24 protein-coding genes are annotated in these 24,658 nt (G+C 71.3%); 13 read left to right on the top strand and 11 right to left on the bottom strand.

Features of this window, described 5'->3' with window-relative positions; genetic code table 11:
• Positions 1-173, top strand: a 173-nt coding sequence (locus tag HLK59_RS26060; RefSeq protein WP_240982651.1) for a YbdD/YjiX family protein, incomplete at its 5' end; no start/stop codon positions are given.
• A 70-nt stretch (positions 174-243) separates the two neighbouring features.
• The gene (locus HLK59_RS26055; protein WP_171143940.1) at positions 244-1,173 is read left to right on the top strand and encodes a hypothetical protein; all 930 of its coding nucleotides are present in this window, start codon (positions 244-246) and stop codon (positions 1,171-1,173) included.
• 52 nt (positions 1,174-1,225) lie between these two features.
• On the opposite strand, the gene HLK59_RS26050 is transcribed toward HLK59_RS26055, so the two are convergent.
• From HLK59_RS26050 to HLK59_RS26030, 5 genes are all read right to left on the bottom strand, one after another.
• Entirely contained in the window at positions 1,226-2,017 is a 792-nt protein-coding gene (locus tag HLK59_RS26050; protein ID WP_171143939.1) for an SURF1 family protein, read from the bottom strand.
• Positions 2,018-2,065: 48 nt separating this feature from the next.
• Complete coding sequence (locus HLK59_RS26045; protein WP_079083468.1) at positions 2,066-2,299, bottom strand: hypothetical protein; 234 nt, start codon at positions 2,297-2,299, stop codon at positions 2,066-2,068.
• A gap of 79 nt (positions 2,300-2,378) precedes the next feature.
• A complete protein-coding gene (locus tag HLK59_RS26040; RefSeq protein ID WP_171143938.1) occupies positions 2,379-3,368 on the bottom strand; it encodes a DEDDh family exonuclease in 990 nt (329 codons plus the stop codon).
• Positions 3,369-3,476: 108 nt separating this feature from the next.
• Entirely contained in the window at positions 3,477-6,071 is a 2,595-nt protein-coding gene (locus tag HLK59_RS26035) for an MXAN_6230/SCO0854 family RING domain-containing protein (protein ID WP_171143937.1), read from the bottom strand.
• A 167-nt stretch (positions 6,072-6,238) separates the two neighbouring features.
• Positions 6,239-6,844 carry a TetR/AcrR family transcriptional regulator gene (locus HLK59_RS26030; protein ID WP_171143936.1) on the bottom strand — a complete coding sequence of 202 codons (606 nt, stop codon included), beginning with the start codon at positions 6,842-6,844 and terminating at the stop codon, positions 6,239-6,241.
• A 100-nt stretch (positions 6,845-6,944) separates the two neighbouring features.
• Here HLK59_RS26030 and HLK59_RS26025 point away from each other — a divergent pair, with 100 nt between their 5' ends.
• From HLK59_RS26025 to HLK59_RS25990, 8 genes are all read left to right on the top strand, one after another.
• Positions 6,945-7,742 (top strand): acetoacetate decarboxylase family protein, encoded by a 798-nt coding sequence (locus tag HLK59_RS26025; RefSeq protein WP_171143935.1) that lies wholly within the window; start codon positions 6,945-6,947, stop codon positions 7,740-7,742.
• A complete protein-coding gene (locus tag HLK59_RS26020; protein WP_171143934.1) occupies positions 7,742-8,626 on the top strand; it encodes an SDR family NAD(P)-dependent oxidoreductase in 885 nt (294 codons plus the stop codon). The genes HLK59_RS26025 and HLK59_RS26020 overlap by 1 nt, the downstream gene beginning before the upstream one ends.
• A 28-nt stretch (positions 8,627-8,654) precedes the next feature.
• Positions 8,655-9,941, top strand: coding sequence for an amidohydrolase family protein (locus tag HLK59_RS26015; RefSeq protein ID WP_171143933.1), 1,287 nt, complete (start codon positions 8,655-8,657; stop codon positions 9,939-9,941).
• Positions 9,938-11,176, top strand: a complete 1,239-nt coding sequence (locus tag HLK59_RS26010) for an amidohydrolase family protein (protein WP_171143932.1) — start codon at positions 9,938-9,940, stop codon at positions 11,174-11,176. Before HLK59_RS26015 ends, HLK59_RS26010 begins: the two co-directional genes overlap by 4 nt.
• Before the next feature lie 86 nt (positions 11,177-11,262).
• Positions 11,263-11,973: a VIT family protein gene (locus tag HLK59_RS26005; protein WP_171143931.1), complete on the top strand. Its 711-nt coding sequence runs from the start codon at positions 11,263-11,265 to the stop codon at positions 11,971-11,973.
• Between the two features lie 113 nt (positions 11,974-12,086).
• The gene (locus tag HLK59_RS26000) at positions 12,087-12,953 is read left to right on the top strand and encodes a sterol desaturase family protein (RefSeq protein WP_171143930.1); all 867 of its coding nucleotides are present in this window, start codon (positions 12,087-12,089) and stop codon (positions 12,951-12,953) included.
• Positions 12,950-13,609, top strand: a complete 660-nt coding sequence (locus HLK59_RS25995; RefSeq protein ID WP_346779812.1) for a lysoplasmalogenase — start codon at positions 12,950-12,952, stop codon at positions 13,607-13,609. The genes HLK59_RS26000 and HLK59_RS25995 overlap by 4 nt, the downstream gene beginning before the upstream one ends.
• A gap of 36 nt (positions 13,610-13,645) precedes the next feature.
• Positions 13,646-14,689, top strand: a complete 1,044-nt coding sequence (locus tag HLK59_RS25990) for a zinc-dependent alcohol dehydrogenase family protein (protein ID WP_171143928.1) — start codon at positions 13,646-13,648, stop codon at positions 14,687-14,689.
• A gap of 16 nt (positions 14,690-14,705) precedes the next feature.
• Here the strand turns inward: HLK59_RS25990 and HLK59_RS25985 are convergent, their stop codons facing one another.
• From HLK59_RS25985 to HLK59_RS25965, 5 genes are all read right to left on the bottom strand, one after another.
• Positions 14,706-15,716: a CopD family protein gene (locus tag HLK59_RS25985; RefSeq protein WP_171143927.1), complete on the bottom strand. Its 1,011-nt coding sequence runs from the start codon at positions 15,714-15,716 to the stop codon at positions 14,706-14,708.
• Positions 15,717-15,816: 100 nt separating this feature from the next.
• Positions 15,817-17,127: a CoA transferase gene (locus HLK59_RS25980; protein WP_171143926.1), complete on the bottom strand. Its 1,311-nt coding sequence runs from the start codon at positions 17,125-17,127 to the stop codon at positions 15,817-15,819.
• A 37-nt stretch (positions 17,128-17,164) separates the two neighbouring features.
• Positions 17,165-17,695, bottom strand: a complete 531-nt coding sequence (locus HLK59_RS25975; RefSeq protein WP_171143925.1) for a hypothetical protein — start codon at positions 17,693-17,695, stop codon at positions 17,165-17,167.
• 76 nt (positions 17,696-17,771) lie between these two features.
• A complete protein-coding gene (locus tag HLK59_RS25970) occupies positions 17,772-19,292 on the bottom strand; it encodes a S8 family serine peptidase (RefSeq protein WP_171143924.1) in 1,521 nt (506 codons plus the stop codon).
• Between the two features lie 52 nt (positions 19,293-19,344).
• Complete coding sequence (locus tag HLK59_RS25965; RefSeq protein ID WP_171143923.1) at positions 19,345-20,874, bottom strand: S8 family serine peptidase; 1,530 nt, start codon at positions 20,872-20,874, stop codon at positions 19,345-19,347.
• 327 nt (positions 20,875-21,201) lie between these two features.
• Between HLK59_RS25965 and HLK59_RS25960 the strand changes: the two genes are divergently transcribed.
• From HLK59_RS25960 to moaA, 3 genes are all read left to right on the top strand, one after another.
• Entirely contained in the window at positions 21,202-21,558 is a 357-nt protein-coding gene (locus HLK59_RS25960; protein ID WP_171143922.1) for a DUF485 domain-containing protein, read from the top strand.
• Positions 21,555-23,180, top strand: a complete 1,626-nt coding sequence (locus HLK59_RS25955; protein WP_171143921.1) for a cation acetate symporter — start codon at positions 21,555-21,557, stop codon at positions 23,178-23,180. Before HLK59_RS25960 ends, HLK59_RS25955 begins: the two co-directional genes overlap by 4 nt.
• A 166-nt stretch (positions 23,181-23,346) precedes the next feature.
• Positions 23,347-24,336, top strand: a complete 990-nt coding sequence (moaA, locus tag HLK59_RS25950; protein ID WP_346779811.1) for a GTP 3',8-cyclase MoaA — start codon at positions 23,347-23,349, stop codon at positions 24,334-24,336.
• On the opposite strand, the gene HLK59_RS25945 is transcribed toward moaA, so the two are convergent.
• Positions 24,333-24,557, bottom strand: coding sequence for a hypothetical protein (locus HLK59_RS25945; protein ID WP_171143920.1), 225 nt, complete (start codon positions 24,555-24,557; stop codon positions 24,333-24,335). The genes moaA and HLK59_RS25945 overlap by 4 nt on opposite strands.
• Between the last annotated feature and the right edge of the window lie 101 nt (positions 24,558-24,658).

Raw genomic sequence — 24,658 nt, 5'->3', positions numbered from 1 at the left:
GGGGGCGGGCCGTCCGCTGGTATCTGCGGGAGCTGACCGGGGAGGCGGAGTACGACCGCTACCGCGCCCGCCACCTGCGCCACCACCCGCTCGCCCCCGTGCCGAGCCGGCGCGACTACCAGGTGCTGCGCACCCGCCACCGGGAGGCCCACCCGCAGGGCCGCTGCTGCTGACACCCTCCACGGGGACCGCGGGGCGGGCACACCACCCGCCCCGCACCCCGACGACTCACCCGGGACCGAGATGTTCAGACGCCGCTCCGCCCTGCTGGTCCGCCCCGCACTCGACGACGACGAGCTGCACACGACCCTGACGGAGCTCCGCCCCACCCCTCAACTCCACGGTCTGGGCGCCGGCCGCACCCGCCCCCTGTGGCAGCCGGTCGCCGAACTGCTGCGCGACACGGGCCGCGACTGGGACCGCCGCTGGCACCGGATGTCCGTACTGGCCGGGGAGCTGCCGGCCGCGGTCGGCGAGCGGTGGTCCGCGGACCGGCCCGGTGACGCGGACGCCTTGGCGCTGCGGGCCTGCGTACGGTCCGTGCGGGCCGCTTCCGAGGGGTGGGCCGCCGCCCGGGAGGCGGAACAGACCTGCCTGCGTGCCGCCGAGGCCTGTCCCGAGGACCCGGTGCCGTGGCTGGCCCTGCTGGATCTGATGTACGCGTTCGCCGTCCCGGTCCGGGACGCCGTGCCCGTGTGGACCGAGGCCGTCAACCGTGCCCCCTGGCACCGCGGCGCCTACCACCGGCTGCTGCGCCATCTGTCCCCGCGCGGCCCCGGCACGGTCACCGCCATGACGGACTTCGCCCGGCACGCGGCCTCCCGCGCACCGCACGGATCACCGCTGGCCCTGCTTCCCGTGGCGGCCCGCGTCGAACTGGTCGCGCACCGGCAACTGCGGGGGCGGACAGGGCTCGGGGCCGACGCCCACTGGAACGAGGCCCTGGCCACCGAGGAGATCGAGACGGCTCTGGCCGGCTGGTTCCGCACCGCCGCCACGCCGCACGCCGAGGCCGTCGCCGACCTCAACCTCCTCGCCTTCGCCCTGGTCCGCACCCACCGTCCGAGCGAGGCGGCACTCGTCCTGCGGCGTATCGGCCGCCATATGACGACGCATCCGTGGGAGCTGCTGCCGGAGCCGGAGCGCACGTTTCTCTACTGGCGGGACCGGTAGGGGAGGAACGTGGCGGATCGGGGGGACTGGTCGGGGAGGAGCGTGGGTCGTCTCAGACCGTCGCCGGCTCCGCCTCCGTCGTCGTTTCCTTCTCCGCCGCCTCCCGGCGGTCCCGCAGCTCGCGCCGGACCAGGACGACCCAGCCGATCGGGACGCCCGCGGCGAACAGCCACCACTGGTAGGCGTACGCGTAGTTCAGCGGGGCGTTCTCCTTGCCCGGCCTGCCGAGCAGCTCCGGGGTGTCGCCCTTGGGCTCGGGCGTGGTCAGGGCGATGTAGCCGCCGAGGACCTGCTTGCCGAGGCGCTGGGCCTCCTGCTCGCTGTTGATCAGCATGATCTGGCGGTCCGGCAGACCCTTGAGGTTCTTGATGCCGCTCGCCTCGGTCGTCTCGTCGGGCATCAGCCGCCCGGTGACGGTGACCTCGCCCGCGGGCGGCGCCGGGACCTTCGGGAACGCGGTCTGGGTGGCACCGGTGGGGACCCAGCCGCGGTTGACCAGCAGCACCTTGCCGTCGTTCAGCACGAACGGGGTCAGGACGTGGTAGCCGACCTCGTCGTCGGAGTTGGTGCGGCGGCGGACGACGAGCTCGTCATCGGTGTCGAAGTGACCCGTCGCGGACACCGACCGGTACCGCTCCTTGCTGGTGACGGTGTGCCCGGCGGCCGTCATCCTCTCCACCGGCACCGGGTCGGCGGACAGGGCGTCGGAGACCAGCTGATTGCGGGCGCTGCGCTCCTCGTAGCGATGCATCTGCCAGATGCCCAGCCGGATCATCGTGGGGATGAGAACGAGGGCGACCAGCGTGAGGATCACCCACTGCCGGGACAACAGGAAGCGGTACACCCCATGACCGTACAACTCGGGTCATGGGGTGTTCGCACAGGGGTGTGGTCAGACGCGGTCGACGATGCCCACCTTTCCCTCCGCGCGGGCGCAGTGGGCGCCGCAGAACCAGTGGCCCTCGACCTCGACGCCCTGGCCGATGATCTGCACACGACAGTGCTCGCAGATCGGGGCCATGCGGTGGATCGCACAGGAGAAGCAGTCGAAGACGTGCACCGCTCCCTGTGCGTGCACCTCGAAGGTCATGCCGTAGTTGTTTCCGCATACTTCACAAGTCGCCATGCGCCACAGGGTGAGCCGTCGGTCCGGCACGGGCGAGACGGTGACGGGCGAGTCGCGGCGCAATCACCCGTCCGTACGGTCAGCCCTCCGACGCCGCCGCCACATTGCCGAGGAGCTGCCCGAAGGCCGCCTCGTCGACGACCGGCGTGCCGAACTGCCGGGCCTTGACCACCTTCGACGTGCCCGAGTCCGGGTCGTTGGTGACGAGCAGACTGGTCAGCCGGGAGATGCTGGTGGCGATGTGCAGCCCGGCCTCGATCGCGCGGTCCTCCAGGAGGTCGCGCTCGGTCGAGGTGTCCCCGGAGAAGGCGATGCGCATGCCCTGCTTGAGCGGTTTGCCCTCTTCGTAACGCCCTGGGTTGGGATAGGGGCATGCGGGCCTTTTGCGGGCAGGGCGCCAACTGGTCGGCCGGTAACTGCTGTAACTCGACGGCTGCTGCTGGCGGGGCACGGCCCGGTCCGTCCACTCGGTCAGCGGCCGGCACTCGTGCAGCGGCAGCCGTACGCCGCCCTCGGCCGCCGCCAGCAGGCTCGGCCGGAACGCCTCCGCGAGCACGCGCGCGTCGTCGAGCGCGTGGTGCGCGCGCTGCTGAACGACGCCGAAGTGGGCGGCCAGCGAGGCCAGCTTGTGGTTGGGCAGCGGCAGGGCGAGCTCCTTGGACAGCGCGATGGTGCACAGCCGCTGCCGCACCGGTGCCTCGCGCTCCGCACGCGCGTACTCCCGCGCGATCATCTGCCAGTCGAAGACCGCGTTGTGCGCGACGAGCACCCGGCCGTCCAGCCGGGTCGAGAACTCCTCGACGATGTCCTGGAAGAGGGGCGCGCCCCGAAGCACATCGCTCGTCAGACCGTGGATCCACACCGGGCCGGGGTCGCGCTCCGGGTTGACCAGCGTGTACCAGTGGTCCTCGACCTCGCCGCGCGCGTCCAGCCGGTAGACGGCCGCGGAGATTATCCGGTCGTCCCGGGCGAGGCCGGTGGTCTCCACGTCGACGACCGCGTACCCCTGCGGATACGCGGCCGGCCACATCGTGGGGGAGGACGCTGCGGTCGTCTGGTCTTCGAGCATGGTCCCTGAGGATACGGGCCCCCACTGACAGCGCCGCGCGCACCCGGCCGTGTGCCATGGACCGGCATGGGAGACGCAACACTGGCTCGGCGCCCGGCACTTCCCCCCTCACCCCAGCGCCGCCACCAGATCACCCGCCGTCAGCACCTCCAGTCCGCAGCCGTCGACGGGACCCGGCAGCAGCCGGTACGCCGACCCGGTCGCGCCCGCGGGAGCCACTCCGCCGTGGACGAGTGCGAGGAACACGTGCTTCTTCGCGGCCGCTTCACCCGCGAGGGCGTCGGCGTCCTCGGACGGCTGCCGGCTCTCCGGCGGCTCCAGGGCACGCACGCGTGCCGCGAACTCCGTGTCCGGCTCCCCAGCGTGCCGCCGGTAGCGCCAGAGCTCGTCCACCGTGCGCGGATGCGGTGCGCGTCGTACCACCGCGACCTCGTCGCCCCGCGCGGCCGCCCGCCACACGGCCAGGTCCCACAGGGTCGTACGGCCGCAGGAGAAGTACTGGTGCAGGTCCTCGGCGACCCGTCCCAGGTCGGCCCCGTGCGCGTACAGGCTGTGGAAGCCCTCGGCGGCCGGCAGATGCAGGTCGGTCCACAGGAACGTGCGGTGCTCCAGGTCGACCAGCATCGGGACGTGGATGCGCGAGTCGCCCACCAGGTCGTACCGCTGACGGACCGTACGCGGGTCGTAGGACGCGTCACGGTCACCCAGGGCGGCGGACGGCAGCGCCATGAAGCCGGCGAAGGCGTCCAGGAGCGCCTCGAACGGGACGTCGTTGAAGCTGAAGACGACAGGCAGCGCGAACCGCACCCCGCGGTCGGCGAGCGCGCCGAGGTCCAGGTCGACGTACTCGGTCGCCCCGTCCGGGGCGGGCCCCGAGGTCAGATCGCCGGAGTGGACCGCCGAACGGCCCTCGTGGACCAGGCTGGTGTAGTCGCACAGACCCGCGAACTCCCAGTCCCCGTCGTACAGCGCCACCGACAGGTCCAGGTCCACCCGGGTGCCGGCGGGCTCCGTCCAGTGCAGGAAGAGCCGCAGGACCTCCCCCTCGGGCAGCGGCTGGGTGCTGCCGCGCGGCACGGTGACGAGGGCCTTGGAAGCGGCGCTCTCGGCGGCCGGCACCGCGAGGCCGGTGAGTGCCGAGTCCAGTACGGCCAGGTCGAGCCGAGGCCCGTCGGAGAGGCGGCGCAGCGCCTCCGCCTCCAGCAGCGCGCACACCTCGTCCGTCACCGCCGACGACAGCGGCACGCGCGTGTCGTCGATCGTGAAGGAGTGGGTCACCTGCCCGCGCGGGAAGAACACCCGCCGCCCTCCCGGGAGATGACGGATCCGCATCCGGCCGAGCGCGGCCAGCAGCGGACCCGGTCCCGCCTTGGGCAGCACACGGCGCAGGACGTCCCCGAACCCCTGCGGCAGCGCGTCGAGTTCGCGCAGCCGCAGCAGATGGTCCAGCCTGCGCAGCAGTTCGCCCGGCCGCCGGGCGAGCAGCTCCAGGGCGGCCGTCATGTCCTTCTCGTGCAGCGCCTGTTCGACGTGTGCCGTCCAGGTGGCCGGCTTGACGCGGACACCGTCGACCCGCACCGCGTCCGGGTGCTCGGCGGCGGTCCGCAGCAGCGCCTCGCCGAGCGCGCCCTCGGAGGTGTCCGTGGCGCGCAGGACGGCGAACGCGAGCGCGGCCTTCGGGTGGCGCGCGTGCCGCTCGTACGGGTGCAGGATCTCGGCGGCGCGCTTCCACGCGCCCGGGTGCCGCAGCACGTCCTCGACCAGCGACGGCATCGCCAGACCGTCGAGCAGGCCGAGCAGTTGCCGGCGCAGCGCGCGCGGCAGGGAGCGCATACGGGGAGGATCGAGCAGGTCGGCCTCGCCGCCGGACCACACGCACAGCAGCCGCAGCACGTCCGTCGCGGTCGTCAGATGCGTGGCCAGGAGCTCGGTCGCCCGCACGCGCGTGTGCCGGTCGAGCAGCAGCGTGCCGAGGACCAGCGCCTTGGTCCCGCGCACCGGGATGTCCGCCGGGAACCAGTCGAGACCGGCCGGCGCGTGCGACAGCAGGATCTTCACGTCGTCCCGGTCCTGCGGCGGCAGCGGGGTGCGCCGGGCCAGCAGCTTCAGCAGGGCCCGGACCGCGTCCGCCTTCGCGTCGATGCCGAGCGTGAGCAACTTCAGCGGCCCGACGGCGAGTTCACGCTCCTGGCGCGGCCGCTCCGGCTTCAGGAAGGGATCGGCCCGGTCGATACGGCGATGACAGATCGGGCAGCCCGCGTAGTCCGTGCCGTCCCAGCACTCCCGGCACACCAGATGCGCGCACGGCGACACCGCGTGCACGCTGCCCACCGTGCCGCACAGCACACACGGCTGGGCCGGCCACTGGAGCAGCAGGGTGAAGATGCGGTCGACGAACAGCTGGAACGTGTCGTCCGGCACCGAGGCCGGGAAGCTGCGGAACATCGGCATATGGGTGCGGTCCGCGCCCAGTTCGGCGTCGATGTGCCGGATCAGCTGCCGGCCCGCGTCCCCGAGCCCGGTGGGCCCCAGCCAGGCGAGCGCCGTGCGCAGCTCCGCCGTCGGCGCGAATCCCCGGTCCAGCAGCTCGGCTTCGAGCGCGACGAGCCCTGGCGCCGTCGACGGGTCGCCCGGGCGGGGCCCGGCCTGGTCGACGTAGACGGTACGAAGGCGGCGGAGCAGCACGGACGACAGTACGGACAAGCGGAGGCCCCCGGCGGGAAGGAAGAGAGGAAGAAGAGAGGCGGGAGGCGGGGAGTGAGCGCGCTGTCAGCGTCGGAAAGGGAGAAGGAAGCACGCTTGCGGAGCCGCCCCCGCGATCACGAATGTAGGAGAGCGCGTCTGTGCGACGCCACTTATTTGTTCTCGGGTCACTTGTCTTCGAGCAGTGATCGCGTCAGCGCCCGTACGGACGTGACGAACAGCCGCTCCTCGTTCACCGGCCGGGCGAAGGCACGGGCGAGCTCCGGGTCGTCGTACGCGGTCGTCTCCTCGGCGGGCCGCTGCGCGGGCGCGCGCTCCCGGTTGCGTTCCACGAGGACGAAGCCCACGACCTGGAACTGCACCGCCCGCACCGCCTCCACCGCCCGGGGGCCGCGCAGTCCGGCCGCGTGCACCTCGCGCACCAGCGCCTGCCGCGCGGGCAGGAACATCCGCTCGGTCAGGCCGCGTTCGTGGACCATCGCGATCAGATGCGGATGGGCGCGCAGCCGCCGGCGCAGGATGCGGGCCACCGAGACGACCCGCTCGACGGGGGTGCGCCCGACCGGCCGGAACTCGCCCAGATCGGCCACGGTCCGCTGGACGAGCGCGTCCAGCAACGACTCCCGGTTGCCGACATGCCAGTAGATCGAGGTCACGGCGGTGCCCAGCTCGGCGGCGAGCTTGCGCATCGTCAGCGCCTCGGGGCCGTGCTGCCTCACCAGGTTCGCGGCCGTGTCCAGGATCTCGTCCCGGGTGAGCGACGGTCTCGCCATGCTGCCCCCAAGTCCGGCTCGTGCACGCGTATTTACCCCGCGGGGCGGGTGCTGTAACTGTGTTACAGGTGACGGCCCATCAGAAGAAGGGCGGTACGACATGGCACGCGTACGGTACGGCGCACGGACCGAGGCGGAGATCGCCGCCGCGCGCACCGCGAGCTCCAGGCTCCCGGACATCTGGTCCACCGGCGTGGTGGCGATCTGGGAGACCGACCCGGACGCGGTCGCGGCGGTCCTGCCACCACCCCTGAAACCCACGGCCCGGCCGCTGGCCCGGGTCAACATCAGCAAGGTCGACCTGCCCGGATATCCGCTCGGCGCCGGCTCGTTCGCGGTCGCCGCGGCCCATGACGGCGTCGAGGGCTGGTATCCCCTCGTCATGCCGATGACCCACGAACGGGCCCTCGTCGGCGGTCGCGAGGTCTTCGGCGAACCCAAGAAGCTCGGCGAGGTGGTCGTCGAGCGCGACGGCCTGGTCGTCCGCGCGTTCCTCGCCCGCCATGGCATCGCCTTCGCCGAGGTGCGCGGCGCGGTCGCCGGCGAGCTGCCGCTGCCGGAACCGGTCCAGAAGACCGACTTCTACTTCAAGTTCCTGCCCGCCGTGGACGGTTCGGGTTTCGAGGCCGACCCGGTCCTCGTGCACTGCCTGCGCAACGAGAAGGTCCGCAAGCTCGAACGGATCACCGGCGACGTCGTCCTGCGCGAGTCGATGTACGACCCGGTCGCCGACCTCCCGGTCCGCCGCCTCGTCGAGATCACCATCGGCGAGAAGACCAGCGACCAGCGGGGCAAGGTGGTCGAGCGGGTCGACGCGCAGGCGTTGCTGCCGTACATCCACCAGCGCTACGACGATCCGGCGCAGGTCCTCGACGCGCCCCCCGAGGGGAGTACGTGATGGACCTCAGAGAAGGACAGGTCGCCGTGGTCACCGGCGCGGCGAGCGGCCTCGGCCTCGCGATGGCCCGCCGGTTCGCCGCCGGGAAGCTGAAGGTCGTCCTCGCCGATGTCGAGGAGGGCGCCCTGGAGAAGGCCGTGGCGGGCCTCCGCGCGGACGGTGCGGACGTGCACGCGCGCGTGGTGGACGTCGGTGAGCGCGAACAGGTCCTGGAGCTGGCGGACTTCGCCTACGGGACGTACGGGGCCGTCCATGTGCTGTGCAACAACGCCGGGGTCGGCTCGGGCGCCGAGGGCCGGATGTGGGAGCACGAACCGAACGACTGGAAGTGGGCGTTCTCCGTCAATGTGTGGGGCGTCTTCCACGGCGTCCAGGCGTTCGTCCCTCACATGATCAAGTCGGGTCAGCCCGGTCATGTGGTCAACACGTCCTCCGGCGACGGTGGCATCGCCCCGCTCCCCACCGCCTCCGTGTACGCCGTCACCAAGGCGGCCGTCGTGACGATGACCGAGTCCCTGTACGCCCATCTGAAGGCCGAGCACGCACGCGTGGGCGCCTCCGTCCTCTTCCCCGGCCCGCACATGCTCCGCACGGGCCTGTGGGAGTCGCACCGCAACCGGCCCGAGCGGTACGCCAAGGAGCGGCCGCGCAGGACGCCGTACCGCAGCCTCGACCAGTGGGAGACCGCGATGCGGGAGGCGGGCCGGGAGGTGGAGTTCACGCCGGTCGAGGAGGTGGCCGAGACCGTGGTCGACGGCATCCGCGCCGACCGCTTCTGGATCCTGCCGCCGAGCGAGCACAGTGACGCCCAGATCAGGGCGCGGGCGCAGTCGATGCTCGACCGCGCGAACCCGTCGTACCTAGAGAACTTCATCCTGGACTGACTGGACCGACCGGACCTAGGGGGTCTCGATGACCGACCAGGACGACCCGTACCTGATCATCTCCTCCGACTGCCACGCCGGACTGCCCACCGAGGAGTACCGGCCCTATCTGGACTCCCGATTCCACCGGGAGTTCGACGACTTCCTCGCCGGACGCGACCGGCGCCGCGAGGAGATGACCCGGCTCGGCATCCGCAACGAGGCGTTCGCCAGCAAGTGGTTCCAGGACAACGAGGAGGGCCTGCGCGGGGGTTGGGAGACCGCCCAGCGGCTCAAGGAGCTGGACGGCGACGGGGTGGCCGCCGAGGTCGTCTTCCCGGACGCCGACGCGGTCGACAGCCAGACCGCCGCGCCCTTCGGCGTGGGGCTCGGGCTCTCCGGCGATCACGACCCCGAGCTCGGCATGGCGGGCGCCCAGGCGCACAACCGCTGGCTGGCCGACTTCGTCTCCGAGCACCCCGAACGGCACTGTGGGGTCGCCCTGCTGCCGGTCACCGCCCCGACCGAGCGGGTCGTCGCCGAGGTGTACCGGGCCAGGGAGTCCGGGCTCGGCGCGCTGATGATCCCGTCCATGTGGGTAGACAAGGAGCCCTACCACGACCACCGTTACGACCCGGTGTGGGCGGCGGCCGCCGAGTGCGGGATGCCGGTGATGACCCACTCCGGTGCCGCGCCGCGCCACGAGTACGGCGACCACCTCGGGATCTTCGTCTCCGAGGTCACCTGGTGGCCCGCCCGTCCGCTGTGGTTCCTGCTCTGGTCGGGCGTCTTCGAACGCCACCCGGGGCTGAGGTTCGGTGTCGCCGAGTCGGGCTGCTGGTGGCTCCCGAACCTGCTGTGGTTCATGGACCGCCTCTACCTCGGCGCACACGGCGGCAAGAAGCTCTCGCCCTTCCAGGAGGTGAGGCGCCCGCCCCACGAGTACCTCGACCGGCAGGTCTTCGTCTGCGCGACCAACACCAAGCGCCGTGAACTCGCCCAGCGCTACGAGATCGGCGTCGACAACATCCTCTGGGGCAGCGACTTCCCGCACCCCGAGGGCACCTGGCCCGACACGCGCGCGTGGCTGAAGCGCACCTTCCACGACATCCCGGTGACGGAGACCCGCCGCATGCTGGGGCAGGCCGCGGCGGAGGTCTTCGGCTTCGACGTGGCGAAGCTGACCCCGCTCGCCCGCCGTATCGGCCCCACCCCCGCCGACCTGGGCCAGTCCGCCGACCAGACGGCCGTGGAGGCGTCCTGGGCGCGCTCGCGCGAGGTCGGCCGGCACTGGCTGACGGACCATGACTTCCCGACCCTGGGGGTGACGCCATGAGTTCCGTGGGCGAGGAGCGCTACACGGTCATCTCGGCCGACTGCCATGCGGGCGCCGACCTGCTGGACTACAAGCCCTATCTGGAGCGGCGGTACCACGACGAGTTCGACGCGTGGGCGGCGACGTACGTCAATCCCTACGAGGACCTGCTCGCCGACACGGCCGACAAGAACTGGAACTCCGAGCGGCGGCTCGCGGAGCTGGAGGAGGACGGGATCGTCGCGGAGGTGGTGTTCCCCAACACCATCCCGCCGTTCTTCCCGTCGGGCTCCCTCATGGCGCCCGCACCGGACCCGGGGGAGTTCGAGCGGCGCTGGGCCGGTCTGCGCGCCCACAACCGCTGGCTGGCGGACTTCTGCGCGGCGGCCCCGGGGCGGCGGGCGGGCGTCTTCCAGATCCTCCTGAACGACGTCGAGGAGGCCGTCGAGGAGATCCGCCGGTCCGTCCAGGCGGGCCTCAAGGGCGGCCTGCTGCTGCCGGGCACTCCGCCGGGCAGCGGCCTCCCGGAGCTCTACTCGTCGACGTACGACCCCATCTGGGCCGTCTGCGCGGAACTCGGCGTCCCCGTCAACCACCACGCGGGCTCGGCCTCCCCGCCGCTCGGCGACGAACCGGCGGCCCGCGCGGTCTTCATGGTCGAGACCACCTGGTTCTCGCACCGGGCGCTGTGGCACCTGGTGTTCGGCGGTGCCTTCCGCCGGTACCCGGAGCTGAGGCTCGTGCTCACCGAGCAGGGTTCGGGGTGGATCCCGGGTGTGCTGGAGATGCTGGACTACTACCACGGGCGCCTGGTCGCCGCCGCGACACGGGCGTCCACGGCGGAGTCCAAGTTCGGCGCGGGCCTGGCCGCCCGGATGGGCGACGCGCCCTCCGAGGTGTGGCGCGACAACTGCTTCGTCGGCGCCAGCTTCATGCGGCCGCACGAGGTGCCGCTGCGCGACCGGATCGGCGTCGACAAGATCATGTGGGGGAGCGACTACCCGCACGACGAGGGGACGTATCCGTATTCGCGCGAAGGCCTGAGGTTCGCCTACGCGCACGTGCCCCGCGCGGAGGTCGCCGCGATGGTCGGCGGCAACGCCGCGCGCGTGTACGGCTTCGACCTGGACCTCCTCGACCCCATCGCGGCGAAGGTCGGCCCGACGGTCGAGGAGATCGCCGAGCCGCTCACCGAGCCACCGCCGGACGCGACGAGCCCGGTGTTCGCGAAGGGGGCGTCGGTACGGGTCTGGTGAGGCCCTGCGGAACCGGGGGAGTGCCGGGCCGGGTCGGCGTGCGTCGGTCCGGCTCCGGTGGCGCCCGGGGTGCGATCCTCCCGTCTGTGACCGAACCCACGCATGACGAGGCCCACGGCGGCGCGCTCGCCGAGCGGCTGAACTGGCTGCGGGCGGCCGTCCTGGGAGCCAACGACGGCATCGTGTCCACCGCGGGCCTCGTCGTCGGCGTCGCCGGCGCCACGGACGACCGCTCGGCCCTCCTGACGGCGGGCCTGGCAGGGCTGCTCGCGGGGTCGATGTCGATGGCGGCCGGGGAGTACGTCTCCGTCTCCACCCAACGGGACTCGGAGAAGGCCGCACTCGCCGTCGAGAAGAGGGAGCTGCGCGAGCAGCCCGAGGCCGAACTGGAGGAGCTCACCGAACTCCTCCAGGAACGCGGACTGTCCCGAGACGTGGCCATGGAGGCCGCCGAACAGCTCACCGCGCGGGACGCACTGCGCGCCCACGCACGCGTGGAGCTCGGTATCGACCCCGACCGGCTGACCAACCCCTGGCACGCCGCGTGGGCGAGCTTCCTGGCCTTCACCGCCGGCGCCCTGCTCCCGCTCCTGGCGATGGTGCTTCCGCCGTCCGCCTGGCGCCTCACGGTCACCATCGTCTCGGTCCTCGCCGCCCTCGCCCTCACCGGCTGGAGCAGCGCCCGCCTCGGCGCCGCGGCGCCCGCCCGCGCGATGCTGCGGAACGTGGCCGGCGGGGCGCTGGCGATGGGGGTGACCTATGCGGCGGGGACGCTGCTGGGGGCGGCCGGAGTCTGAAACCGCTGGTAGTGGCTTTGGTGGAGATCACCAACAAGTAAGCGCGTACCCCCGGTAATACTTGTCGGTAACAACGTCTAGCCGTGGCCCACCGGCGGTTCTACGGTGCGAGCATGCCGAACCTGCCCGATGTCGTGCTGTGGTCGATACCCGCCTTCGTGCTGCTCACCGTGGTCGAGGTGATCAGCGTCCGTATCCATCCCGATGAGGACGCCGCCGGATACGAGACGAAGGATGCCGCGACCAGCGTCGGCATGGGACTGGGAAGCCTCGCCTTCGACTTCCTCTGGAAGATCCCGATCGTCGCGATCTACACCGCGCTCCACGAACTCACGCCGCTGCGCGTGCCTGTGCTGTGGTGGACGATCCCGCTGATGCTGCTCGCGCAGGACTTCTTCTACTACTGGTCGCACCGCGGCCACCACGTCATCCGCATCCTGTGGGCCTGTCACGTGGTCCATCACTCCAGCGAGAAGTTCAACCTCACCACCGCGCTGCGCCAGCCGTGGACCACGCTGACCGTGTGGCCGTTCTACGTGCCCCTGATCGCCGCCGGTGTGCACCCCGCGGCCCTGGCCTTCTGCTCCTCGGCGAACCTCGTCTACCAGTTCTGGATCCACACCGAGCGCATCGACAAGATGCCCCGGTGGTTCGAGTCCGTCTTCAACACGCCCTCCCACCACCGGGTCCACCACGCCTCCCAGGGCGGCTATCTGGACCGCAACTTCGGCGGCATCCTCATCGTCTGGGACCGGCTCTTCGGATCGTTCGTCGCCGAGACCGAACGGCCTGTGTACGGGTTGACCAAGAACATCGACACGTTCAACCCGATCAAGGTCGCCACTCATGAGTACGTGTCGATCGTCAAGGACATCAAGGCGGCGCACAGTTGGCGCGAGCGCGCCGGGCGGGTGTTCCGGGGGCCGGGGTGGAAGCCGGCGCCGGTGGCGGAACCGGCCGAGGAGACCGTGCCCGCGTGAGACGCCCACTCGCAGCGGCCTTCGCCCTCGCGGCCGTCGTCGACCTGGTCTGTCTGGCCGCCGGCTGGGACACCGGGCACACCGTCGCCAAACCCCTCCTGATGCCGCTCCTCGCCGCATACGCGGCATCCCGCGGCGCACCCCGGCTGCTGATCGCCGCCCTGCTGTGCGGCTGGGGCGGCGACACCCTGCTCCTCCTCGACGCCGAGCCCGCCTTCTTCGCCGGGATGGGCTCCTTCGCCGCCGGGCACCTCTGCTACCTCGCGCTCTTCAGGTCGTACGACGAGACACGCGCGCGCAGTGCCTTCCTCGCCCCCGCCTACGGCACCGTCCTCGTCGCCACCGTCGCCCTGCTCTGGCCCGACCTGCCCGCCGACCTGCGCGTCCCGGTCGCGGGGTACAGCCTGCTGCTCACCGCCATGGCGTACACGGCCGCGACCCGGCTCGGCCTTCTCGCCGGGCTCGGCGGCGCGCTCTTCGTGCTCTCGGACAGTCTCATCGCGACCGGCGTCGCGCAGTGGCCCCAGCCGCCCCGACCGGACCTGTGGATCATGCTCACCTACATGGCCGCGCAGTCACTGCTGGTCACCGGGGTACTCGGCGAGCGACGGCCGCGGGAGTCGGCGTACGGTGAAGTGCGCTCGACCACCCCCTGAGCGCACGTACCACCAGAGACGAGAAGGATCCTCGCCATGCGCGCCACCACCATCCACGCCCCCTTCGACATGCGCGTGGAGGACGTGCCCGACCCCGTGGTCCAGCTGCCCACCGACGCCGTCGTCCGCGTGCTGCGCTCCTGCATCTGCGGCAGCGACCTGTGGGCGTACCGCGGCACGGCCACCCGGCAGCCGGGGCAGCGCATCGGGCACGAGTTCCTCGGCGTCGTCGAGGAGACCGGTTCCGAGGTGGGCACCGTCCGCCGCGGCGACCTCGTCGTCGCGCCCTTCATGTGGTCCGACGGTGTCTGCGACTACTGCCGCGAGGGTCTGAACACCTCCTGCGAGCACGGCGGCTTCTGGGGCTCCGTCGGCTACGACGGCGGCCAGGGCGAGGCCGTGCGCGTGCCCTTCGCCGACGGCACCCTCGTCCAGCTGCCCAAGGACGCGGCCTCCGACGACCGTCTGCTGACCGCCCTGCTGAGCCTGTCCGACGTCATGGGCACCGGCCACCACGCCGCCCTCGGCGCCGGAGCCCGCGCGGGGGCCACGGTCGCCGTCGTCGGCGACGGGGCCGTCGGCCTGTGCGCGGTGCTCGCCGCCAAGCGGCTGGGCGCCGAGCGGATCATCGCGCTCGGGCGCCACCGGGCCCGTACCGACATCGCCCGCCGTTTCGGCGCCACCGACGTCGTCGCCGAGCGCGGGGACGCGGCGGTCGAGGCCCTCCGTGAACTCACCCGGGGGCAGGGCGCGCACGCCGTCGTCGAGGCCGTCGGCACCGAGCAGTCCATGCGTACCGCGGTCGACATCACGCGTGACGGCGGCACCATCGGCTGGGTGGGCGTGCCGCACGGCAGCGGCACCGGGATCGACCTGGGTGTCATGTTCGACCGGAACATCGCGCTGCGCGGCGGTGTCGCGCCGGTCCGGGCGTACATCCCGGAGCTGCTGGCCGACGTCCTGGACGGCACCATCGACCCGTCGCCCGTCTTCGACCTGACCCTCGGCCTGGAGGACGTTCCGGCCGGCTACAAGGCGATGGACGAGCGGACGGCCCTCAAGGTGCTCGTCGCCCACTGACCCTCCCCAGGGCGGCTCACCAGCGGATCGGCACCGGCAGCGCCGTCAGCAGCCCCGACACCACGACCACCACGCCCAGCGCGACGACCTCCGCCCGCGCGGGGGAGCAGGCGGTCAGCGGGTCGGGCGCCCGGCGCAGCCGGAACCGCGCCCACAGGGCGAGCGCGGCGACCACGGCCACGAGCAGCACCTTGGCGAGCAGCACACGCCCGTACGCGGTCGCCGTCAGCTGGTCCAGGACCGTGCCCGGCGGCATCCGGCGCAGCGTGCTGCACACCCCGGTGGCGGTGATCACGGCGAGCAGGACGACGGCCACGCGCGCGTAGCGGCCCAGCAGAGCAGCGCCCGCTTCCGTCGGCCCCCACCGGCGCAGCGTCCGCAGCGCGTACAGCAGCCCGCCCACCCACAGCGCCGCACAGGTCAGATGGACGAGTGTCAGCCCCGACCCGATCAACGGGCTCTGCTCGGTCGCGGGATGCGCCCGCAGGGCCTCTGCCGCGACGACCGCGGCCAGCGGCCAGACCTGTGCGGCGGGGCGGGCCGAACGGGCGCACAGGCCCGCCACGAGGAACGCGTTGACCTCGATGAGCGCGAGCTTGCCGTCCCGGGACTCGTACAGGCCGCCGACGTCGATGTCGGCGAGGCTGTGCGGCACGAGGTTGCCGGTCGCCACGACCGACGCGAGCCCCAGCGCGGCGACGAAACCGGCGGCGGCCGCGTACGGGGCCCAGCTGCGCGGTGCGGCCGGGGGAGCGCCGGGCACGGAACGGGCCAGCCGGTTCACGAAGAGCTCGCCCACCGGGACGCACAGCGCCGCGAACAGCACCGCCCGCAGCAGCGCGATGCCGCCGACGCCGGGCGCCGCGGCCTCCCCGGTGCCGTGCAGCGCGGTGGACGGGCCGAGCAGCGGGATCAGCGCGCCGAGGGCCACCAGGACGAGGACCGCGACGGCCCGGCCGGTACCGGGCCGACGCGTCGGCGGCCCACCTGTGTCGGCCGCCTCGGTGCCGGGTCTCATCAAGGTCACCTCAAGATCTTCACCAGCCGTCGCAGAACAGGGCAAGTCCAGGAAAACAACTGGCGGTACGGCATTCCGCCCACGGGTACGTCTTCCGGCCGACCGCCGCTCACCCCCAGCGCGCCGGATCGGCACCCCAGGGACCGGGCGGCCGCGCCCAGCCCACCGGCCCGCCCGCGAAGGACACGGGGGACAGGGCGTACCGCAGCCGCCCGATCCCGCTGTCCGTCTCGGCGAGCCAGGCATCGGGCCCGCCGTACGGAGCACCCCCGTGGGGATCGGCCGCGATGTCGTTCATCAGCCATGCCGCCGTCCGGGCCAGAGCCAGCCGTACGAACCGGCTGCCACCCTCGTCCGACTGCTCGGCCAGCGCCCGCAGCACCTCCGCCGCCAGCAGGTACCCCGTGCCGTGGTCGAGGGCCTGCGCGGGCAGCGCCCCCGGCTGCTCCACCGACCCCTCCACCACCGCGATCCCGGTCGCCACCTGCACGAGACTGTCGAACCCGCGCCGCTCACGCCAGGGCCCGAACGCGCCCCAGGCCGACAACTGCGCCACGACGATGCCCGGCCGCCGCTCCGCCAGCGCCCGCGCGGACAGCCCGAACCGGTCCAGGGCGCCCGGCCGGTACCCGGTGACGACCACGTCCGCGGCGCTCAGCAACTCGTCGAAGGCGCGCCGGTCGACCGCCAGGTCCAGGGTCGCCGACCGTTTCCCGAAGCCCGTGTCGGCGTGCTGGTCGGGGAGTTCGGGAGACTTCGGAGAGTCCACCCGTAGGACGTCCGCGCCCAGCAGGGCGAGCGTGCGGGTGGCGACGGGCCCCGCGACGACCCGCGTCAGGTCCAGGACGCGCACCCCGGCGGCGGGCAGCAGGGGAGCGCCTTCAAGCGGAGTGCCTTCGAGGGGAGTGAACGCACGCGCGCGTGCGGAGTCGAGCCGCCCGCGTTCGACCAACGGCCGCGCGGCCACCGCCACGGCCTGGGGGTGCGCCTTCCACTCCTGTGGCGTCCGCAGTGCGACGGCGAGGCCGCCGGCCGCGTACACGGCTTCCTCGACCTCCAGGGCGGACCGCTCGGCGAAGGCCTCCTCAAGGGTGTCCGGCGGACCCATCACCCTGAGCAGCCGCTCCCGGTGGTGCGGATAGTTGGCGTGGGTGCGCACCCACCCGTCCGCGGTCCGCCAGAACCGCGACAGTGGGGCGAAGGTGACCGGTGCCCGACCATCGACCAACAGATGCCGCTCACTCGTGAACGCCGTCGCGACGGCGCCGTCGTCCACCCGCACGGCGGGCACCTCGTCGAGCCCGGCCCGCCGTGCCCCCAGTCCGGCGGCGGCCAGCGCGCACGCGTCGACACAGGCGCGCGCCAACTCCCGTACCGGAAGCCGCGCCTGAAGAGCGCCTCCGCGCATCACCCCAGTCATGACTTCACTATGCACTATTGATCAAATCAACATTGATTCAATCAATGTGTGATGCGGCGGACCACCACAGACGCACCTCCTTGCGCACATCCGTCGGCCGCGGCTCCCAGCCCTGTGCGACAGCGACCTGGGCGACGTACGCACCGCCCACGCCCCGGTAGTCGCGCAGCGGAATCGCACACTCGACCGGCGGCCGCGGCTTCTTGGGGACGCGCGGGGCCGAGGCCTTCTCGGTCCAGCGGCCGACCACCCTCTCGACCCGCGCCCGGTAGTACGCGATGTCGCCCTCGTGCCGCATCTCCGGCCAGCTGACACACCAGGCGGGCCACTTCGACAACGGGTCCAGTACGCGGTCCCCGGCCTTGAAGAGGCCCCGCTCGTAGGAGCTGCTGAACACGGTGATGACCTCCGTGATCAGGCAGATCGCCAGGAAGACGACGAGCGCCACGAGCCACATCACGATCTGCACGGGCGTGTACAGGACCGTGAGGACGAAACGGAACACCAACTGCCCCTTGGGCCGCACCCGTTCGGGAGCCCAGGTGGCGGGATCTTCATACACATGCATGCCGGAGATCCTGCCGCACCACGGCAAAGGGCCGGACGGCACCCGTCCGGCCCTTCACATCACGCGCGCGTGAGCGTCACCTCGTCACCGCGTCCAGCGCGTCGGCGGTACCCCACCCGTAGAAGCCGTTGTAGTTCTTCGACCCCTCACACACCGCGTCGACCTTCCCGTCGCCGTTGATGTCGTACGGGTCGGTGCACGGCGTGGCGTCGGCCTCCGCGTACAGCAGGGCCTTCACCAGGGCCGGAGAGGCCTTCGGGTGCGTCGACTTGATGAGCGCGGCCACACCCGCGACATGCGGCGAGGCCATCGACGTACCGGCCATGTAACCCCAGCCGCCGCCCGGCAGCGTGCCCAGGATCAGGCCGCTGGTGGCCGGCGGGGCCGGGGTCTGGAAGCGGGTCGAGTCGCCGCCGGGCGCGGCGATGTCGATGACGCCCAGACCATGGTTGGAGAAGGACGACTTGATGCCCTTCGCCCCGGTCGCCGCGACCGTCACGACACCCGGCAGCTGGGTCGGGATGTCGAGGCACTTCGACGGGTCGATCACCCGGTCCGAGGGCGTGGCGTCGTTCGGGGAGACCGGGTCGGTGATCTCGTCGGCCGCGAGGTCGTAGTTCTCGTTGCCGGCCGCCGCGACATTGACGGCGCCCTTCTTCTCCGCGTACCGCGAGGCCCGGGAGACGGCGTCGACGAGCGCCCTCTGGTCCGGGTCGTTCTTGCAGTTGAAGTACCACGGATCGGTGTAATAGCTGTTGTTCGTCACGTCGACACCGTGCTCGGCCGCCCACACGAAGCCGCAGACCACGGCCTCCGTGTAGAAGTAGCCGGCCGTCGTGGACACCTTGATGCCGGACACCTTCACGCCGGGCGCCACGCCCGTCATGCCGATGCCGTTCTTGGCGGCCGCGATCTCACCGGCCACGTGCGTGCCGTGCGGGCTCTCCCCCGTGGTCGGCCGCCACGCCCCGTCGGTCGTGTCCGGCTTGCCCGTCACACAGTTGACCGACGCCGCACGGTCGAAGTTCGGCGCGATGTCCGGGTGGGTGTCGTCGACGCCGGTGTCGATGACGGCGACGGTCACCTTGCTGCTGCCGAGCGACTTCTCGTGCGCCTTGTCCGCCTTGATGGCGGGCAGGTCCCACTGAAGGGGCTCCAGCGGATCCTGTCCGTCGACCGCCTCGGCGGCCGCGACGTCCGCGGCGTCGATCACCTTCGGCGTACCCACATCCGTCGTCGACTGCGCGGGCAGCGGCGCGTTACGGGTGTTGCCGGCCGACTCCACCCCGCGCACCTTGCGCACGGCCTTGGCGAAGTCGGGGTTCGCCGAGTGGACGACGATCACGCCTATCTGGTCGTACGACGTGACGATCGTGCCGCCGGCCTCGGAGATCGCCTTCTTCACATGCTTCGAAGGCCCGTGTCCGGGGCTGACGTTGACGACATAGCTGAGCGAGGTCGGGTCCGCGGCGGGGGACTCCGCCGCCGACTCCGCCGCGGATGCCGAGACGTTCGGCAGGAACGCGAGTGCCGTCGCCATGGCCATCCCGACCGGGATGGCCAGTGCACGGCGAAAGCGCGGGTCAGGCGCTGTCATGCTGTCTCCAGTTCGTTCGCGGTACGAGCGGACCGTGCGGGTGGTCCGTGGGCTACTTGACCGCGCGCAGCGCGTTGACGATGCCGTAACCGTAGAACCCGTTCACCCGCTTGCCCCCCACGCAGGTCGCGTCCTGCGTGCCGTCGCCGTCCTGGTCGTAGGAGGCGGGGCAGCCCGGGTTGGTCGCCTGCGCCTTGAGCAGCGCCTGCAACTGCGCCGGGGACGCCTTCGGGTGCGTCGACTTCAGCAGCGCGGCGACGCCCGCGGCGTGCGGCGAGGCCATCGAGGTGCCCTGGAGGAAGCCGTAGGAATTGTTCGGCATGGTCGACAGGATGCGGCCGTTCTTCGACGGCGTGTCCGGGATCTGGTAGAGCCGGTCACCGCCCGGGGCCGCGATGTCGACGACACCGTAACCGTACGAGGAGTAGTACGACTTCAGGTTCTGCACGCCCGTCGCGCTGACCGTCACGACACCCGGCAGCTGGGTCGGCACGTCGAAGCACTCGTGCGGGTCGACGGTGCGCGTCACCGGCGTGGAGTCGTCGGGGCTGCTGTCGTCGACGAGGGCGTCCGAGTCGAGGTCGTCGTTGGAGTTGCCCGCCGAGGCCAGGTTGAGCGTGCCCTTCTTCTGGGCGTACAGCGAGGCCCGGTTGACCGCGTCGACGATGGCCCTCTGGTCGGGGTCGTCGAGGCAGTTGTACAGCCACGGGTCCACGTAGTAGCTGTTGTTCGTGACCTCGACACCGTGGTCGGCGGCGAACACGAACGCGCAGACGACGCTCTCCGGGTAGAAGAGGCCGTTGCTGGGGTCGGTCACATTGATGGCCGAGACCTTCACACCGGGCGCGACACCGGCCACACCGATGCCGTTGCGGGCGGCGGCGATCTCACCGGCCACGTGCGTGCCGTGGTAGTCGTCCACGGTGTACGGGCGCCAGGCGCCCTCGGTGGTGTCCGCGACACCGCCGTCGCAGTTGGCCGACTGCGAGGCGGAGAAGTTCGGCGCGATGTCCGGGTGGGTGTCGTCGACGCCGGTGTCGATGACGGCGACGGTGACCTTCTTGCTGCCCGGGTTGATCTGTGCGGCCTTGTCGGCGCCGATCGCGCGCAGGTCCCACTGGTCGGCCTCAAGAGGCTCGCTCTCCGCGTCGGCCGCGGAGGCGCTCTCGATCTTCTCGGCCTGTGCCTTCGTCAGGATCTGGGCCGCGCCCTCGTCCGTGGTGCTCGCGGGGGTCAGCGCCGAGGTGCGCGTCGCACCCGCCGACTGCACGCCGCGCACCGCGCGTATCTGTGCGCCGAAGTCGGGGTTGGCCGAGTGGACGACGATCACGCCGATCTTTTCGTACGTGATGACGATCGTGCCGCCCTTGGCGACGACGGCCTTCTTCACGGACGCGATCGTCTTGCGGTCCACCTTGGTGTTGACCACGTACGACAGGTTGGGCGCGTCAGCGGCCTGCGCGGTCGGCTCCGCGTACGGGGCGGCCGACGCGGCCGTCGGCAGGAAGCCGAGCGAGGCGGTCAGCGAGAGAACGACGGGTACAGCGAGTGCGAGCCGACGTCTGGAACGCAGACGGGACATGGGGTCTCCACATCATCCGGAAACGAGAACCGCCCGAACACAGATGGTGCTCGGGCAGGTACATGACGGGTGGTGCAGTGGCGAAGCTATCCCGCGAAGTCGCTGGCCAGCAATGACCTACCCGAGGTGACTTCGGAAAGAAGCCCGGGCAGTTGAACCGCTCCTCGCGTGCCGCCGTGACGTTGGACAGGGAGCACGAGCACGATCGAGCCCCCTGGTCACCGCGAGGAACAGAGCCGTCACATGTCCGTCGTACCGAGCCCGTCCCCGAATCCCGACCCGTCCCCGTCCACCGTGGCAACAGCACCCGCAACGCGAGGAGACTCCGTGGCTACCGACGCACCGCCCCCCTCGAAAGAGCAGCACAAACTCCCCAGCACCGAGGAGTTCACCGCGGTGCAGGAGAGCGCGGAGTTCGGTGCACTGCGCCACTCCTACCGCTCCTTCGCCTTCCCCCTGACCGTCGGCTTCATCGCCTGGTACCTGCTGTACGTCCTGCTGTCGAACTTCGCCGGCGACTTCATGGGCACCAAGCTGTTCGGCAACATCAACGTCGCCTTCGTTCTCGGCATCGCCCAGTTCGTCACCACGTTCCTCATCGCCTGGTGGTACTCGCGGCACGCCGCCGCGCAGCTCGACCCCAAGGCCGAGGCGATCAAGTCCCGTATGGAGGGCGACGCATGAGCATCGCGCAGCAGAGTGTCCTGGCGGCCGGCGAGGCCAGCGAGCACCGGCCGCTGATCATCACCCTCTTCGCGGTGTTCGTCGTCGCGACCCTCGTCATCACGGTCTGGGCGGGCCGCCAGACCAAGGACGCCGCCGACTTCTACGCCGGCGGACGCCAGTTCAGCGCCTTCCAGAACGGCCTCGCGGTCTCCGGCGACTACATGTCGGCCGCGTCGTTCCTCGGCATCGCCGGCGCCATCGCCCTCTTCGGCTACGACGGCTTCCTGTACTCCATCGGCTTCCTCGTCGCCTGGCTGGTGGCGCTGCTCCTGGTCGCCGAGCCGCTCAGGAACTCCGGCCGCTACACCATGGGTGACGTGCTGGCGTACCGCATGCGCCAGCGCCCGGTCCGTACCGCGGCCGGCACCTCCACGATCGTCGTCTCGATCTTCTACCTGCTGGCCCAGATGGCCGGCGCGGGCGTCCTCGTCTCGCTGCTGCTCGGCATCACCTCCGACGCGGGCAAGGTCGCCATCGTCGCCCTCGTCGGCATCCTGATGATCGTGTACGTCTCCATCGGCGGCATGAAGGGCACCACCTGGGTCCAGATGGTCAAGGCCGTCCTCCTCATCAGCGGCACGATCCTGATTACGTTCCTGGTGCTGCTGAAGTTCAACTTCAACATCTCCGACCTGCTCGGCACGGCCGCCGAGAAGAGCGGCAAGGGCTCCGCCTTCCTGGAGCCCGGCCTCCAGTACGGCGCCACCGGCACCTCCAAGCTGGACTTCATCTCCCTGGGCATCGCCCTGGTGCTCGGCACGGCGGGTCTCCCGCACATCCTGATCCGCTTCTACACGGTCCCCAACGCCAAGGCCGCCCGTAAGTCCGTGAACTGGGCCATCGGCATCATCGGCGGCTTCTACCTGATGACGATCGCGCTCGGCTTCGGTGCCGCCGCGCTGATCGACCAGAAGGAGATCATCGAATCCAACCCGTCCGGCAACACGGCGGCCCCCCTGCTCGCCCTGCACCTGGGCGGCGTCGACTCGGCCTGGGGCGCGATCCTGCTGGCCACGATCTCGGCGGTCGCCTTCGCCACGATCCTGGCGGTGGTGGCGGGCCTGACCCTGGCCTCGTCGTCCTCGTTCGCGCACGACATCTACGCCAACGTCATCCGCAAGGGCCAGGCGTCCGGCAAGGAAGAAGTCCGCGCGGCCCGCCTGGCGACCGTCTTCATCGGTGCCGCGGCCATCGGCCTGGGCGCCCTCGCCCGCGACCTCAACGTGGCCGGCCTGGTCGCACTCGCCTTCGCGGTCGCCGCGTCCGCGAACCTGCCGACCATCCTCTACAGCCTCTTCTGGAAGAAGTTCACCACCCAGGGCGCCCTCTGGTCGATCTACGGCGGTCTGATCGTCGCCGTCGGCCTGGTGCTGTTCTCGCCCGTCGTCTCCGGCGACCCGAAGGCGATGTTCCCGGACGTCGACTTCGCCTACTTCCCGCTGAAGAACCCGGGCATCATCTCCATCCCGTTCGGCTTCGCGATGGGCTGGCTCGGCACCGTCCTGTCCAAGGAGGAGCCCGACGCCGGCAAGTACGCGGAGCTGGAGGTCCGGTCCCTGACCGGCACCGGCGCGCACTAGGACGATCCACCGAGCGGCCGTGTCGTAGATCCCTACGACACGGCCGCGTCTTACCTCGTGGGATCGGGACCTGTCGTTGTCGGTGCGGTCACGTAGGCTCGCAAGTGACGGGAAAAGAGCGCTCCTGGAGTGCTCCGACAGTTCACGGACGAGGGAGGGGGCCCACGTGCTCATCGACACCTACGGCCGAGTGGCCACCGACCTGAGAGTGTCGCTGACCGACCGGTGCAATCTGCGCTGTACGTACTGCATGCCCGAGGAGGGCCTGCAGTGGCTGGCCAAGCCCGACCTGCTCACGGACGACGAGATCGTCCGCCTGATCGACATCGCGGTCACCTCGCTGGGCATCGAGGAGGTCCGCTTCACGGGCGGCGAGCCGCTGCTGCGCCCCGGTCTGGTGGGCATGGTGGAGCGCGTCGCGGCCCTGGATCCCCGCCCCCAGATGTCCCTGACGACCAATGGCATAGGCCTCAAGCGCACCGCTGCGGCCCTGAAGGCGGCGGGCCTGGACCGGGTCAATGTCTCCCTGGACACCCTGCGCCCGGACGTCTTCAAGACCCTCACCCGCCGGGACCGCCACAAGGACGTCATCGAGGGCCTGTACGCGGCCCGAGAGGCGGGTCTGACCCCGGTCAAGGTCAACTCGGTCCTGATGCCGGGTCTGAACGACGACGAGGCCCCCGACCTGCTGGCCTGGGCGGTCGAGCACGACTACGAACTGCGCTTCATCGAGCAGATGCCGCTGGACGCCCAGCACGGCTGGAAGCGCGACGGCATGATCACGGCCGGCGACATCCTCACCTCCCTGCGCACCCGCTTCGAGCTGACGGAAGAGGGTTCCGAGAAGCGCGGCTCGGCCCCCGCGGAACGCTGGCTGGTCGACGGCGGACCGCATGTGGTCGGGGTCATCGCCTCGGTCACCCGCCCCTTCTGCTCGGCCTGCGACCGCACCCGCCTCACCGCCGACGGCCAGGTCCGCACCTGCCTGTTCGCGAGGGAGGAGACCGACCTGCGCGCGGCCCTGCGCTCGGGCGCCCCGGACGAGGAGATCGCCCGGATCTGGAAGGTGGCGATGTGGGGCAAGAAGGCCGGCGCCGGCCTGGACGACCCGTCGTTCGTGCAGCCGGACAGGCCGATGTCGGCGATCGGCGGTTAGGGAACCTGACCCCGCGCTTCCCACTCCCCGAGCAGGACCACGTCCTTCAGGAACCCCCGCACCCCGAGGAACTGCGACAGATGCTCCCGGTGCTTCTCACACGCCAGCCACGTCTTGCGACGCTCCGGCGTATGGATCTTCGGGTTGTTCCACGCGAGCACCCACACCGCGTCGGCTCGGCAGCCCTTGGCAGAGCAGATCGGGGCGGTCTCTTCACTCACTGGTTCGTCTCACAAAGTGCGGTGAACAAGGCGACGCCGAGCAGCCACGGGGGGAGCTGCCCGGCGTCGGTCTGTCGCTCCGACGGGGGATGCGGAGCGCG

Source organism: Streptomyces sp. S3(2020) (genome assembly GCF_013044505.1).
Classification (GTDB): domain Bacteria; phylum Actinomycetota; class Actinomycetes; order Streptomycetales; family Streptomycetaceae; genus Streptomyces.
Note: the sequence above shows the minus strand (reverse complement) of the source record. Positions and strands in the feature narration are given on the sequence as shown.

What these genes read in the sequence shown, in the direction of transcription:
- HLK59_RS25975 (WP_171143925.1), bottom strand. Translation starts at nt 17,695, where the DNA reads ATGCATGTGTATGAAGATCCCGCCACCTGGGCTCCCGAACGGGTGCGG.
- HLK59_RS26000 (WP_171143930.1), top strand. Translation starts at nt 12,087, where the DNA reads ATGCCGAACCTGCCCGATGTCGTGCTGTGGTCGATACCCGCCTTCGTG.
- HLK59_RS25970 (WP_171143924.1), bottom strand. Translation starts at nt 19,292, where the DNA reads ATGACAGCGCCTGACCCGCGCTTTCGCCGTGCACTGGCCATCCCGGTC.
- HLK59_RS25955 (WP_171143921.1), top strand. Translation starts at nt 21,555, where the DNA reads ATGAGCATCGCGCAGCAGAGTGTCCTGGCGGCCGGCGAGGCCAGCGAG.
- HLK59_RS26045 (WP_079083468.1), bottom strand. Translation starts at nt 2,299, where the DNA reads ATGGCGACTTGTGAAGTATGCGGAAACAACTACGGCATGACCTTCGAG.
- HLK59_RS25980 (WP_171143926.1), bottom strand. Translation starts at nt 17,127, where the DNA reads ATGACTGGGGTGATGCGCGGAGGCGCTCTTCAGGCGCGGCTTCCGGTA.
- HLK59_RS26055 (WP_171143940.1), top strand. Translation starts at nt 244, where the DNA reads ATGTTCAGACGCCGCTCCGCCCTGCTGGTCCGCCCCGCACTCGACGAC.
- HLK59_RS26010 (WP_171143932.1), top strand. Translation starts at nt 9,938, where the DNA reads ATGAGTTCCGTGGGCGAGGAGCGCTACACGGTCATCTCGGCCGACTGC.
- HLK59_RS26030 (WP_171143936.1), bottom strand. Translation starts at nt 6,844, where the DNA reads ATGGCGAGACCGTCGCTCACCCGGGACGAGATCCTGGACACGGCCGCG.
- HLK59_RS25965 (WP_171143923.1), bottom strand. Translation starts at nt 20,874, where the DNA reads ATGTCCCGTCTGCGTTCCAGACGTCGGCTCGCACTCGCTGTACCCGTC.
- HLK59_RS26040 (WP_171143938.1), bottom strand. Translation starts at nt 3,368, where the DNA reads ATGCTCGAAGACCAGACGACCGCAGCGTCCTCCCCCACGATGTGGCCG.
- HLK59_RS26020 (WP_171143934.1), top strand. Translation starts at nt 7,742, where the DNA reads ATGGACCTCAGAGAAGGACAGGTCGCCGTGGTCACCGGCGCGGCGAGC.
- HLK59_RS26015 (WP_171143933.1), top strand. Translation starts at nt 8,655, where the DNA reads ATGACCGACCAGGACGACCCGTACCTGATCATCTCCTCCGACTGCCAC.
- HLK59_RS25990 (WP_171143928.1), top strand. Translation starts at nt 13,646, where the DNA reads ATGCGCGCCACCACCATCCACGCCCCCTTCGACATGCGCGTGGAGGAC.
- HLK59_RS26025 (WP_171143935.1), top strand. Translation starts at nt 6,945, where the DNA reads ATGGCACGCGTACGGTACGGCGCACGGACCGAGGCGGAGATCGCCGCC.